The following is a 12387-nucleotide window of genomic DNA, read 5'->3' on the forward strand; positions in this document are numbered from 1 at the left end:
GGGTGCCCGCGAGGGGCTGCGGATCAGGCCTGCGGCTTCGTGCCGGCGTCGTTGTCGGGCTCGTCGGCCGAGCCCTCCGCGGCGGCGCGCTTCTGGTCGTCGCTGATCGAGGTGATCTCGCCGTCGGCGACACCCTCGGCGTACTCGGCGTGGCTCTCTTCGGCCGCGAGGTACTCGTCTTCGGAGACGACGCCCTCGGTCGGGCTCACCACGCGCAGGATGGCCTGGCTGTGCACCTTGATTTGCACGCCCGGCGCGAGCTCGACGATGGCAGGCTGGTCGAGGTTGTCGGGGTCGTACGAGACGATCGTTCCGTAGAGACCGCCCTGCAGGAGCACCTCGGCGCCCGGAACGGTCTGGCGCGCCTTCGCCGCCTGCTCGGCCTTCTGCTTCTGCATCCGGCGGCGGGAGCTCCAGAACATGAAGATCAGGAGTGCGACCAGGAGGATGATCAGGCCGTAGTCGGCGAAGAATCTCGCGAAGTCCATGGAGGTGTGGGCACCTTTCGAATCAGGCACACATCAGGGCGGCGGTGCCATGCAAGGGGGTTCGGGCGAAAGCCTTCAGCGATTATAGGTCATCGAGTCTCAGCGCCTGTGCGTGATCCGGATGCCGCATGCCCAGGTGCTCGTACGCGGCGGGCGTCGCGATGCGCCCGCGCGGAGTGCGCCCCATGAATCCGATGCGGACGAGGTAAGGCTCGACGACCGATTCGATCGTCTCGGCCTCCTCCCCCACCGTGACCGCGAGAGTGGACAGGCCGACCGGACCGCCGCGGAATCGGTGGACGATCGCGTCGAGCACGGCCCGGTCGAGACGGTCGAGACCGATCGCGTCGACGTCGTACAGCTCGAGGGCTGCGCCCACCGCCGCATCCGCCGCACCCTTCTCGCCACCGTGCACGATCAGGTAGTCGCGCACACGACGCAGCAGCCGGTTGGCGATGCGCGGCGTGCCCCGCGAACGGCGTGCGATCTCGGCGAACGACTCGGGGGGCAGGTCGACGCCGAGCATGCCGGCGGAGCGCGAGATGACGCGCTCGAGGTCTTCGGGGTCGTAGTACTCGAGGTGGGCGGTGAAGCCGAACCGGTCGCGCAGAGGATTGGGCAGCAATCCCGACCGCGTCGTCGCCCCGACGAGCGTGAATGGGGCGAGATCGAGCGGGATGCTCGTGGCGCCGGCGCCCTTTCCGACCATGATGTCGATGCGGAAGTCCTCCATCGCGAGGTACAGCATCTCTTCGGCGGTGCGCGCCATGCGGTGCACCTCGTCGATGAAGAGGACCTCGCCCGGCGTCAAGCTCGACAGAAGCGCGGCGAGGTCGCCCGCGTGCTGGATCGCGGGCCCGCTCGAGAGCCGCAGCGGCCGCCCGCTCTCGTGCGCGACGATCATGGCGAGGGTCGTCTTGCCGAGGCCAGGAGGGCCGGCGAGCAGGATGTGGTCGGGCGGCCGCTGCTGGATGCGCGCCGCGTCGAGCAGCAGCTGCAGCTGGCCGCGCACCTTCGGCTGCCCCACGAACTCGGCGAGCGACGTCGGGCGAAGCGCGCCCTCGATCGCGAGCTCGGTCTCGTCGACGGGCTCGGTCGCGTCGCGGAGGTCATCCACCGGCGGGCTCCTTCCGTGCCGGGCCCAACACGGACAGGGTCATGCGCAGGAGGGCCTGCACGGAGGCGCGATCGGCGTCCGGTGCCTCGGAGGCGACGGATGCCACGGCCTCGGCCGCGACGCGCTCGGACCAGCCGAGCCCCACGAGCGCCTGGGCGACCTGGGCGAACACGGCATCGGCGGGCGCCGCCTGCGTGGGCGTGCCGACGGGTCGGGAGGGGGTGATCTTGCCGGCGAGCTGCACGACGATGAGCTTCGCCGTCTTCGGGCCGATGCCCGAGACGCGTCGGAACGGGCCCTCGTCGTCCGCCGCGACCGCTTCGGCGATCTGCTCGACCGACAGAGCCGACAGCACGCCGAGGGCGGACTTCGGCCCGACGCCGGTCACCCCGAGGAGCTGTGTGAAGACCACCAGCTCCTCGCGCGTCTCGAACCCGAACAGCGACAGTGCGTCCTCGCGCACGACGAGGTTCGTGTGCAGCCGCAGCTCCTCCCCGATGCGCGCGGCGCGCGAGACCTGCGGCGGCACGGCGACCGCGTAGCCGACACCGCCGACTTCGACGACGACGTGGTCGGCGTCGGCGTAGGCGACGCGACCGTGCAGCGATGAGATCATGACTTCACCCTACGGAGCGGTTCGGACGTATGTTCGAGCGACACGCGAGCGGCGCGTCATCGACGCACGCGCTCGGCCTGCCGCCACGCGCGCTGCGCCGGGGTCAGCGTGCGGTGCGACGCGGCGCCGGCCGTGGGCGCCGAACCCCGCCACGCGTGGCACAGCGCGAGGGCGAGGGCGTCCGCCGCATCCGCCGGCTTCGGCAGCTCGTCGAGGCGCAGCACTCGCGCCACCATCGTCTGCACCTGACGCTTGTCGGCCGAGCCGTAGCCGGTGATCGCGGCCTTCACCTCGCTCGGTGTGTGGGTCGCCGCCGCGAGGCCCGCCTCGGCCGCCGCGAGCAGCGCGACGCCGCTCGCCTGCGCGGTGCCCATGACCGAGTGCCGGTTGCTCTGCGCGAACACGCGCTCGACGGCCACGACGTGCGGCGAGTGGTCGCGGATGACCGCGCGGATGCCGGCGGCGATGATCGCGAGGCGCGCCTCGATCGGGGCACCCGCATCGGATCTCACGACGCCGACGTGCACGAGCGTCGCCGACCTGTCGGGCAGGACGTCCACGACGCCCAGCCCGCACCGGGTCAGGCCGGGGTCGACCCCGAGGACGCGAAGGGATGCCACTCCCCCACGCTATGTGCGTCGGTCGACGGCATCCGCCAGGCGCGCCCGGCGCCGGCTCAGTCGTCCTCTTCGAGCTCCGCCTGGACCTCGGGCGTCAGGTCGAAGTTGCTGTAGACGTTCTGCACGTCATCGCTGTCTTCGAGCGCGTCGATGAGGCGGAAGACCTTGCGGGCCGTGTCGGCGTCGATCTCGACCTTGAGGTTCGGCACGAACTCGACGTCGGCGGACTCGTAGTCGACGCCAGCGTCCTGCAGCGCCGTGCGGACGGTCACGAGGTCGGATGCCTCGGTGATCACCTCGAAGCCCTGCGCGTGCGGCTCGACCTCTTCGGCGCCCGCCTCGAGGACGGCCTCCATGACGTCGTCTTCGGTCGTGCCCTCGCCCGACACGACGATGACGCCCTTGCGCGAGAAGTTGTACGCGACGCTGCCGGGATCGGCCAGCGAGCCGCCGTTGCGCGTGAGGGCCGTGCGGACCTCGGCCGCCGCACGGTTCTTGTTGTCGGTGAGGCACTCGATCATGAGCGCGACGCCGTTGGGACCGTAGCCCTCGTACATGATGTTCTGGTACTCGACGGCGTCGCCCGAGATGCCCGCGCCGCGCTTGATCGCCCGGTCGATGTTGTCGTTCGGGACCGACGTCTTCTTCGCCTTCTGCACGGCGTCGTACAGCGTCGGGTTGCCTGTGAGATCGGGACCGCCGAGCTTCGCGGCGACCTCGATGTTCTTGATGAGCTTGGCGAACGACTTGGCACGACGCGCGTCGATGACGGCCTTTTTGTGCTTCGTCGTCGCCCACTTGGAGTGGCCGGACATGCGATCGATTCTAGTTGACCAGGATGCCGCGCCTCCGCGCGCGCCCTCAGTCGACGAGCTTGGCGAGCGTGCGCAGATTGCGATTGGTCGTGGTCGCCTTGTACCGCGCCCTGGCGAGCACCTTCGCGAAGGCGGTGTCGGTCGTGGTGCCCTTCACGGGGTTCCAGTACACGACCGAGAGCTGCGGCGAGACCTTCACCAGGGCGATCGGGTCGGCCTCGGGATCGTCGACGGATGCCGCGGCATCCGCGAGCTCGCTCGCGGCGTCGCGGTCGGAGCAGAACACGACCCACGGCTGCCGTGACGCGTCGTTCGCATCGAACGGGAAGCGGTCGACCGCCTTCGCGAGCTCGTCCGCCGTGATGAGCACGATCCACGCGTCGTAGCCGAAGCGCTCGCGAAGCGCCCGCTCGATGCGGCCCTTGACCGCCGCACGGGCGGAGTCTCGGTCGGCGGTCTCGAAGCGCACGTTGCCGCTCGCGAGCACCGTCCGCACGCCCTCGAACCCGAGGGAGCGGAACAGATCGGCGAGGTCGGCGCTTCGGATCGTGATGCCGCCGACGTTGACCCCGCGCAGGAGCGCGATCCATACCGTCACGCGGAGAGGCTACAGCGCGAACTCGAACCCGAAGCGCGACGACAGCAGAGCGACGAGGTCGCGGGGCATCTTGGCGATGTAGGCGGGGGCCGGAGCGAGCGTGTCGGGTGCTCCGATGAACTCGAACCGGCGGTCGTCGTCGGCCTTCGGTGCGATCAGCGCGTCGCCGACGACCCCGCCCGAGGGCGCGATCATCCAGTAGCGCTCCTCGGGTCTGTCGCGCCACCAGGCGTTGATCGTCATGGCAGAAATCTAACCCGCGCTCCGAGCCCGTCAGTTACGCCCGGCAGCGGCGCGCACCGTGTCGAGGAACAGCTCGTGGAAGCGCAGCTCTCCCGTGACCTCGGGGTGGAAGGACGTGCCGAGCAGGCTGCCCGATCGCACAGCCACGACACGGCCGTCGTCGAGCGTCGCGAGCGGCTCGACCCCCTGGCCCACTTCTTCGACGAGCGGCGCGCGGATGAACACCGCGTGCACAGGCGGCTCGCCCAGTGCGGGCACGTCGAGATCGGTCTCGAACGACTCGACCTGGCTGCCGAACGCGTTCCGCCTGACCGTCACGTCGAGGCCGCCGAACGTCTCCTGTCCCTCGATCCCGTCGGTGATGCGGTCGGCGAGCAGGATGAGTCCGGCGCACGTGCCGTAGACCGGCAGGCCCGAGCGGATCGCTTCGCGGATCGGATGCTGCATGCCGAACGCGCGCGAGAGCTTGTCGATCACGCTGGACTCGCCTCCGGGGATCACGAGCCCCTCGACACGGCTCAGTTCCTCGGGCCGACGCACGAGGTCGACGTCGGCGCCAAGCGACGTGAGCACGCGCACGTGCTCGCGTACGTCGCCCTGCAGCGCGAGGACTCCGACACGCAGGCGCGGGGTCGCGTCCGCGTGACTACCAGCCACGCTCGGCGAGCCGGTGCGGCGCGGCAAGGTCGGCGACGTTGATGCCCACCATCGCCTCGCCGAGGCCGCGCGACACGTCGGCGATGACCTTCGGGTCGTCGTAGAACGTCGTCGCCTTGACGATCGCGGCCGCGCGCTCGGCGGGGTTGCCGGACTTGAAGATGCCCGAGCCGACGAAGACGCCATCGGCGCCGAGCTGCATCATCATCGCGGCATCCGCGGGAGTCGCGACACCGCCGGCGACGAACAGGACGACCGGCAGCTTGCCCGTCTCGGCCACCTCGGCGACGAGCTCGTAGGGGGCCTGGAGTTCCTTGGCGGCGACGTACAGCTCGTCCTTCGTCATCGAGCGCAGGACGTTGATCTCGCTTGTGATCTTGCGGATGTGCTTGGTCGCCTCGGACACGTCGCCGGTGCCGGCCTCGCCCTTCGAGCGGATCATCGCGGCGCCCTCGTTGATGCGGCGCAGCGCCTCGCCGAGGTTGGTGGCGCCGCACACGAACGGCACCGTGAAGCCCCACTTGTCGATGTGGTTGACGTAGTCGGCCGGCGAGAGCACCTCGGACTCGTCGATGTAGTCGACGCCGAGCTCCTGCAGCACCTGCGCCTCGACGAAGTGGCCGATGCGCGCCTTCGCCATGACGGGGATCGACACCGACGCGATGATGTCGTCGATGAGGTCGGGGTCGCTCATGCGCGCGACGCCGCCTTGCGCGCGGATGTCGGCGGGAACGCGCTCCAGCGCCATGACGGCGACGGCGCCTGCGTCTTCGGCGATCTTCGCCTGGTCGGCGGTGACGACGTCCATGATGACGCCGCCCTTCAGCATCTCTGCGAGGCCGCGCTTGACGCGCCCCGTGCCGACCTGGTTGGTGCTCTCAGTCATAAGGACCGATTCTAGTTCGCCGCGGATGCCCCGAACCGCACCGCACCCAGGCCTGTGGACCGCCCGTCCGCCGTCCCACCGCCGTGAGATGCGAAGATCGACCGGTGAAGATCCTCTCGATCCAGTCCGCCGTCGCCTACGGGCACGTGGGCAACTCCGCGGCGGTGTTCCCGCTGCAGCGCATCGGCGTCGAGGTGCTTCCGGTGTACACCGTGAACTTCTCGAACCACACCGGCTACGGCGCGTGGCGCGGTCCGCTCATCGACCCCGCCGACGTGCGCGAGGTGCTCGCGGGGGTCGAGGACCGCGGCGTGTTCCCCGAGATCGACGTCGTCCTGTCGGGCTACCAGGGCGGTGAGGGCATCGCGGACGTGATCCTCGACGCCGTCGCGCGCGTGAAGGCCGCGAACCCCGACGCGGTGTACGCGTGCGACCCGGTGATGGGGAACGCGAAGTCCGGATGCTTCGTCGCGCCGGCGATCCCCGATCTGCTGCGCGACCGCGTGGTGCCGGCGGCCGACATCGTCACGCCGAACCAGTTCGAGCTCGGCTACCTCACGCGCACCGAGCCCGACACGCTCGAGTCGACGCTCGAATCGGTCGACCTCGTGCGCGAGACGGGGCCGCGCACGGTGCTCGTCACGAGCGTCGAGCGACCCGACCGCGAGGAGGGCACGATCGAGATGCTCGCGGTCGATGACGCCGGCGCGTGGATCGTGCAGACGCCGCTCCTGCCGATGAAGGCGAACGGATCGGGCGACGTCACCGCCGCGCTCTTCACGGCGCACTATCGCGCGACCGGCGAGGCTGCGACGGCTCTCGCGCGCACGACGTCGAGCGTGTTCGACCTGCTCTCGCTCACGCACGAGTCCGGCCACCGCGAGCTCCAGCTCGTCGAGGCGCAGGAGTTCTACGCGCATCCGCGCCTGCAGTTCGACGTCCGGCAGGTGCGCTGAGCGGCGCTGCACCGCCGGGTCGCGATCGCTCAGTCGGCGACCGGATGCTCCGGCCACGCGCCCGCGACGGCAGTGCGCACCTCGCCCAGCAGCTGCGGCAGCGCCTTCGTCTTCGCGATGATCGGGAAGAAGTTCGCGTCGGTCGCCCACCGCGGCACGATGTGCTGGTGCAGGTGCTCGTCGACGCCCGCGCCGGCCACGCGCCCCTGGTTCATGCCGAGGTTGAAGCCGTCGCAGTTGGAGACCTTCCGCAGCACGCGCATGCCCTGCTGGGTCAGCAGACCGATCTCGGCGACCTCTTCGGCCGTGGCCTCGTCGTACGTCGCGATGTGGCGGTACGGGCACACGAGCAGGTGGCCCGAGTTGTACGGGAAGAGGTTCAGCAGCGCGTAGGCGGTGCGCCCGCGCACGACGATGAGCCCCTCCTCGTCGGTCATCGTGGGCGCGGCGCAGAAAGGGCACGTGTGCCGGAGCGGCTCCGGGCCGGCCGTGATGTACGCCATGCGGTGCGGCGTCCACAGCCTCTGGAACTCGTCCGGCACGCCCGGCAGGTGCGCGGCGTCGATGAGCTTCGAGTCGGGCCCGTCGATCAGCTCGGCCGCGGGGGTCGCGGCATCCGTCTCGTCACCGGGCCGACCCGCGTCGCTCACGGCAGATCCTCGGCGGTGTTCACGAGCGCCTTCGTGTCGATCGCGGCGCGGATGCGGCGCACGGCGTCGTCGAGCGGGATGCCGTTGAGCTGCGAGCCGTCGCGGAAGCGGAACGAGACGGCGCCCGCGGCGCGGTCCTGCTCGCCCGCGATGAGCATGATCGGCACCTTCTGCGTCGTGTGGTTGCGGATCTTCTTCTGCATGCGGTCGTCGCTGTGGTCGAGCTCGGCACGCACGCCCTGGGTCTTCAGCTGGTCGACGACGTCGGCGAGGTAGTCGGCGTACTCCTCGGCCACCGGGATGCCGACGACCTGCACCGGCGACAGCCACACGGGGAACGCACCCGCGTAGTGCTCGAGCAGGATCGCGAAGAACCGCTCCGCCGAGCCGAACAGCGCGCGGTGGATCATGACCGGACGGTGCTTCTCGCCGTCGGGGCCGGTGTACTCGAGGTGGAAGCGCTCGGGCAGGTTGAAGTCGATCTGCACGGTCGACAGCTGCCATGTGCGGCCGATCGCGTCCTTGGTCTTGAGGTCGATCTTCGGACCGTAGAAGGCTGCCTCGCCCGGGACTTCGGTGAGCTTGAGACCGGATGCCTCGGCGACGCGCCGCAGGGCGTCACTGGCCATCGCCCAGTGCTCCTCGTCGCCGATCCACTTGCCCTTCTCGTCGTCGCGCAGCGACAGCTCCAGTTCGAACTCAGTGAGCCCGAAGTCGCGCAGCATCGACAGGACGAAGTCGAGTACGCGGGTCGCCTCGGACTCGAGCTGCTCGGGCGTGACGAACAGGTGCGAATCGTCCTGGGTGAAGCCACGCACGCGGGTGAGCCCGTGCAGTGCGCCCGAGAGCTCGTACCGGTAGACGGTGCCGTTCTCGTACAGTCGCATCGGCAGATCCCGGTAACTGCGGGCGCGTTCCCGGTAGATCAGGATGTGCATCGGGCAGTTCATCGGCTTGAGGTAGTAGTCGACGCCCGGCTTGGTCACCTCGCCGCTCTCGTCGCGCTCCTCGTCGAGGTGGATGGGCGGGAACATGCCCTCCTTGTAGGTGACGAGGTGGTTGGACTCGATGAAGAGGTCCTTCTTGGTGATGTGCGGCGTGTACACGTAGGTGTAGCCGCCCTCACGGTGGCGCTGGAGGGCGTGCTGCTCCATCTCCTGGCGGATGATGCCGCCCTTGGGGTGCCACACCGACAGGCCCGAGCCGATCTCGTCGGGAAACGAGAACAGGTCGAGATCCTTGCCGAGGCGGCGGTGATCGCGCTTCGCGGCCTCTTCGAGGCGCGCCCGGTACGCGCGCAGCTCGTCCTTGCTCGGCCACGCGGTGCCGTAGATGCGTTGCAACTGCGGGTTCTTCTCACTCCCCCGCCAGTACGCGCCGGCGACGCGCTGGAGTGCCCAGCCGTTGCCGATGAGGCGCGTGTTCGGCAGATGCGGCCCGCGGCACAGATCCTTCCACACGGTCTGGCCATCGCGGTCGACGTTGTCGTAGATCGTCAGCTCGCCCGCGCCCACCTCGACCGACGCGCCCTCGGTCTTCGACAACTCGGTCCCTGAGCTCGACGACGGGCCCTTCAGACCGATGAGCTCGAGCTTGAACGGCTCGTCGACGAGCTCGGTGCGCGCCTCGTCGTCGGTCACGACGCGACGCACGAAGCGCTGGCCCTCGCGGATGATGCGCTGCATCTCCTTCTCGACGGCCTTGAGATCCTCCGGCGTGAACGGCTCGGCGACCCCGAAGTCGTAGTAGAACCCGTCTTGGATGGGCGGGCCGATTCCGAGGTTCGCCTGCGGGTTGATGCGCTGCACGGCCTGCGCGAGCACGTGTGCCGCGGAGTGGCGCAGGATGTCGAGGCCGTCGGGGCTTTCTATGGCGACCGGCTCGACGGCATCCGACTCCTCGACCGTCGTGGCGAGGTCTTTCAGCTCGCCGTTCACGCGCAGGGCGATGACGGAGCGGTCGGGGAAGAGGGCGAATCCGTCGGCGGGGTAGGAAACGTCCGACGGGATGGCGACGTCAGTCAAGGGAACTCTCCAGAGGTGGCTCGGGACCAAGGCTACCGGTCGTGCAGGTATCAGCCGTTCCCTCCGGGCCTCCTCGGCAATATGCTGAATCGTCGCCGCGCGAGCTGGGGCCCATGGCGCGAGGCGGAACGCACCGCTGAACTCGGGGGGTTCGATGACGCAGACCGATGATGGCGCGATCACGACGGCGCACCGGCCGCGGCGGCCGCTGCGCTGCGGCGATCCCGAGATCCACGAGTTCACCACCGAGGACGGGGTCGGCCTCCGCCTCACGCGCTTCAACGGCGGCCCGAAGGGCCCGGTGATCCTCTCCCCCGGCTTCGGCACGTCGGCGCTCGCGTTCACGATCGACACGACCGACACGAACTTCCCCGAGTACCTCTACGAGCACGAGTACGACGTGTGGGTGCTCGACTACCGGGCCAGTCCCGCTCTCCCATCGGCGTCGACGCAGTTCACGCTCGACGACATCGCACGGTACGACTACCCCGCCGCGGTCGCGACCGTGCGGGAGGCGACGGGCGCCGACGATGTGCAGATCGTGGCGCACTGCGTCGGGTCGCTCACGATGCTCATGGCGCTGAGCAACGGGCTGGAGGGCGTCCGGTCGGCGGTCGCGTCGCAGCTGACGCTGCATCCGCGTGCGGGCACGCTCAACGAGCTGCGCGCCGGCATCTACGCCGGCGACCTCATCAAGGCCCTCGGCGTCGACACGCTCACGACCGAGCCCGACGACACCCCGTCATTCTTCGAGCGCCTGTACGACAAGGCTCTCGCGATCTACCCGGCCGGCGACGAGCCGTGCGAGCGCCCGTTCTGCCGGCGCGTGATGTTCATGTACGGCGAGGTGTACGAGCACGACAACCTCAACGAGGCGACGCACGACCACATCGAGGAGGCCTTCGGCGTCGCCAACATGACGACGCTGCGGCACATCACGCGCATCCTCCGCGCGAACCACGCCGTGAGCATGGACGGCGAGCACGACTACCTCGACGGCGCGCACGACATGCGCGTCCCGATCGCGTTCCTCCACGGCGAGGAGAACCGGCTCTTCCTGCCCGAGGGCAGCGCGCTCACGTACGAGTGGCTGCGCGAGCAGAACGGGCCCGAGCTGTACTCGCGCCACGTCGTGCCCGGCTACGCCCACATGGACTGCTTCATCGGCAAGGACGCCGCACGCGACGTCTATCCGCTGGTGACCGAGCAGCTAGACCGCTACAACTGACCGATCGATCGAGGAGATGTGATGAGCGGACGCGTCGACGAACGCACGGATGCAGCCACGGGCGGTGCGCAGGAGCATCCGGCTCTCGCGGATCTCGCGCGCTATCCGTTCCTCTCTGCGCTCACGGAGCGTCGCACGAGGCGCATCCCGCACGGGTTCTCGGTCAACGCCGGCCCTCTCAGCCACGAGAGCGGCAACGACCCCGCGCCGCTGAGCAGGCTCGAGGAGGCGATCCTCGTGACGTGCGTCACGGGCATCACGGGCGTCACCACCCACGACGGCCCGCTCGTCGAGACCAACGGCCTGCCCGAGCTCGGCACGCCGTTCCTCAACATCATGGCCCGCACGGGGTCGAGCGCCGACAACGCGCAGGCGACGCACTTCTTCATGATCAACGACGACGGCATCTTCCTGCTCCGAGCGCCGAGGGGCGCACGAGCGCTCGAGCTGCTGCGCGACCTGCCGCCGAGGTGGGGCGACTGGAGCGAGGCGGACTGGATCGCGTACGCCGACGAGTGTCTCGTGCGCGTTTCGGACCGGCGTCTCGACTTCCCGCGCGAGTGGCCATACTACCTCGGCTGGAACAACCAGGCGTCGAACGTCGCCGGCACGACTGTGTTCTTCCCGGTCGTCGACTGCACGACGCAGTACATCAACGCGATCCTCATCCTCCTCACGGAGCCCGGTGGATTGCGGCCGCTGTTCCTCGACGACTGGCGCACGTTCCATCCGAAGAACTTCGTCGAGTGGATCGCCAAGGTCGGCGGCGGCCTCGGGATCACTCCGAAGATCCCGTACCACCCGATCGGCGGCCTGGACCGCGTGCGCAGCGGATACGTGAGCGCCGACAGCCAGGCGCCGCTCGGCTTCGCCCACACGATGCGCACCGACTACGAGGCGCACTTCTACTTCCAGAATCTCATGCTCCTCGGACAGGCGATGGGCCTGGGCGGCTGGATCCACGGCGCGGTCTTCCCGCCCTACATCTGGCAGCAGGACGACGCGAAGGGGTGGCACGGCCTCGGGTTCCGGATGCAGGAGCCGAAGAAGCACCGGAAGTGGCCGCCCGTCCCCGCGTCGCAGCCGAACCCCGTCGGCATCGACGGGATCCTCGAGAGCCTCACGCCGCCCTACGTGTCGTCGATGGACGAGGCGGTCGACCGAGTCGTCGAGGCGAAGTACGCCGCGGACGGCGCCGCGTACGGCAACGAGGACGTGTTCGCGCGCTCGTACCGCAACCGCGACGACGCACGCGCGTTCCTCGAGGCCGGCACAAGGTTCGGACCCGACGAGATCGCGTACACGAAGGAGATCTGCAACTACATCTGGGACACGTACGGACGCTTCCCCGCGCACGTCGACGCGTTCTACACCCCGGGCATGTGGCTGCAGTTCTCGCACCTCGAGCTCGAGTACTACGACCGGTTCTTCGATCCCGCGCAGTACACGCGCCAGGCCGCGCACGACACGCTGTGGCACGGCTGATCGC

Annotated in this window: 14 protein-coding genes; 3 read left to right on the top strand and 11 right to left on the bottom strand. The window is 69.3% G+C overall.

From position 1 onward, the window contains the following. Window positions 1-23 precede the first annotated feature (23 nt). From BJ991_RS12190 to pdxS, 9 genes are all read right to left on the bottom strand, one after another. Window positions 24-488, bottom strand: a complete 465-nt coding sequence (locus BJ991_RS12190) for a preprotein translocase subunit YajC (protein WP_179490362.1) — start codon at window positions 486-488, stop codon at window positions 24-26. An 82-nt stretch (window positions 489-570) separates the two neighbouring features. Then, window positions 571-1605, bottom strand: a complete 1035-nt coding sequence (gene ruvB / locus BJ991_RS12195) for a Holliday junction branch migration DNA helicase RuvB (RefSeq protein ID WP_179490364.1) — start codon at window positions 1603-1605, stop codon at window positions 571-573. Further along, window positions 1598-2221, bottom strand: coding sequence for a Holliday junction branch migration protein RuvA (ruvA, locus tag BJ991_RS12200; RefSeq protein ID WP_179490366.1), 624 nt, complete (start codon window positions 2219-2221; stop codon window positions 1598-1600). The genes ruvB and ruvA overlap by 8 nt, the downstream gene beginning before the upstream one ends. Before the next feature lie 56 nt (window positions 2222-2277). Continuing rightward, the gene (gene ruvC / locus BJ991_RS12205) at window positions 2278-2841 is read right to left on the bottom strand and encodes a crossover junction endodeoxyribonuclease RuvC (RefSeq protein ID WP_179490368.1); all 564 of its coding nucleotides are present in this window, start codon (window positions 2839-2841) and stop codon (window positions 2278-2280) included. Between the two features lie 56 nt (window positions 2842-2897). Further along, window positions 2898-3656: a YebC/PmpR family DNA-binding transcriptional regulator gene (locus BJ991_RS12210; RefSeq protein ID WP_179490370.1), complete on the bottom strand. Its 759-nt coding sequence runs from the start codon at window positions 3654-3656 to the stop codon at window positions 2898-2900. Between the two features lie 46 nt (window positions 3657-3702). Continuing rightward, window positions 3703-4254, bottom strand: a complete 552-nt coding sequence (locus BJ991_RS12215) for a DUF1697 domain-containing protein (protein WP_179490372.1) — start codon at window positions 4252-4254, stop codon at window positions 3703-3705. A gap of 9 nt (window positions 4255-4263) precedes the next feature. Next, complete coding sequence (locus BJ991_RS12220) at window positions 4264-4497, bottom strand: hypothetical protein (RefSeq protein ID WP_179490374.1); 234 nt, start codon at window positions 4495-4497, stop codon at window positions 4264-4266. Window positions 4498-4527: 30 nt separating this feature from the next. After that, window positions 4528-5154, bottom strand: coding sequence for a pyridoxal 5'-phosphate synthase glutaminase subunit PdxT (gene pdxT, locus BJ991_RS12225; protein WP_179490376.1), 627 nt, complete (start codon window positions 5152-5154; stop codon window positions 4528-4530). Then, window positions 5144-6040: a pyridoxal 5'-phosphate synthase lyase subunit PdxS gene (gene pdxS, locus BJ991_RS12230; protein WP_179490377.1), complete on the bottom strand. Its 897-nt coding sequence runs from the start codon at window positions 6038-6040 to the stop codon at window positions 5144-5146. Before pdxS ends, pdxT begins: the two co-directional genes overlap by 11 nt. A 104-nt stretch (window positions 6041-6144) precedes the next feature. On the opposite strand from pdxS, the gene pdxY reads away from it, so the two are divergent. Then, window positions 6145-6996 (top strand): pyridoxal kinase PdxY, encoded by an 852-nt coding sequence (gene pdxY / locus BJ991_RS12235; RefSeq protein ID WP_179490379.1) that lies wholly within the window; start codon window positions 6145-6147, stop codon window positions 6994-6996. A 29-nt stretch (window positions 6997-7025) separates the two neighbouring features. Here pdxY and BJ991_RS12240 read toward each other — a convergent pair whose 3' ends face one another. Then, window positions 7026-7589, bottom strand: coding sequence for an HIT family protein (locus tag BJ991_RS12240; RefSeq protein ID WP_218853257.1), 564 nt, complete (start codon window positions 7587-7589; stop codon window positions 7026-7028). A 53-nt stretch (window positions 7590-7642) separates the two neighbouring features. Beyond that, on the bottom strand, window positions 7643-9670 hold the full coding sequence (thrS, locus tag BJ991_RS12245) for a threonine--tRNA ligase (protein ID WP_179490384.1): 2028 nt from the start codon (window positions 9668-9670) through the stop codon (window positions 7643-7645). Between the two features lie 154 nt (window positions 9671-9824). Between thrS and BJ991_RS12250 the strand changes: the two genes are divergently transcribed. After that, window positions 9825-10898, top strand: a complete 1074-nt coding sequence (locus tag BJ991_RS12250) for an alpha/beta hydrolase (RefSeq protein WP_179490386.1) — start codon at window positions 9825-9827, stop codon at window positions 10896-10898. Window positions 10899-10919: 21 nt separating this feature from the next. Next, window positions 10920-12383 (top strand): hypothetical protein, encoded by a 1464-nt coding sequence (locus tag BJ991_RS12255; RefSeq protein ID WP_179490389.1) that lies wholly within the window; start codon window positions 10920-10922, stop codon window positions 12381-12383. Window positions 12384-12387 lie beyond the last annotated feature (4 nt).

Source organism: Microbacterium immunditiarum, assembly GCF_013409785.1.
Taxonomy (GTDB): domain Bacteria; phylum Actinomycetota; class Actinomycetes; order Actinomycetales; family Microbacteriaceae; genus Microbacterium; species Microbacterium immunditiarum.

Bases quoted from the DNA above. Each gene is read 5' to 3' on its own strand.
- BJ991_RS12190 (WP_179490362.1), bottom strand. From the start codon at position 488: ATGGACTTCGCGAGATTCTTCGCCGACTACGGCCTGATCATCCTCCTG.
- ruvA (WP_179490366.1), bottom strand. From the start codon at position 2,221: ATGATCTCATCGCTGCACGGTCGCGTCGCCTACGCCGACGCCGACCAC.
- BJ991_RS12210 (WP_179490370.1), bottom strand. From the start codon at position 3,656: ATGTCCGGCCACTCCAAGTGGGCGACGACGAAGCACAAAAAGGCCGTC.
- BJ991_RS12220 (WP_179490374.1), bottom strand. From the start codon at position 4,497: ATGACGATCAACGCCTGGTGGCGCGACAGACCCGAGGAGCGCTACTGG.
- pdxS (WP_179490377.1), bottom strand. From the start codon at position 6,040: ATGACTGAGAGCACCAACCAGGTCGGCACGGGGCGCGTCAAGCGCGGC.
- BJ991_RS12250 (WP_179490386.1), top strand. From the start codon at position 9,825: ATGACGCAGACCGATGATGGCGCGATCACGACGGCGCACCGGCCGCGG.
- BJ991_RS12255 (WP_179490389.1), top strand. From the start codon at position 10,920: ATGAGCGGACGCGTCGACGAACGCACGGATGCAGCCACGGGCGGTGCG.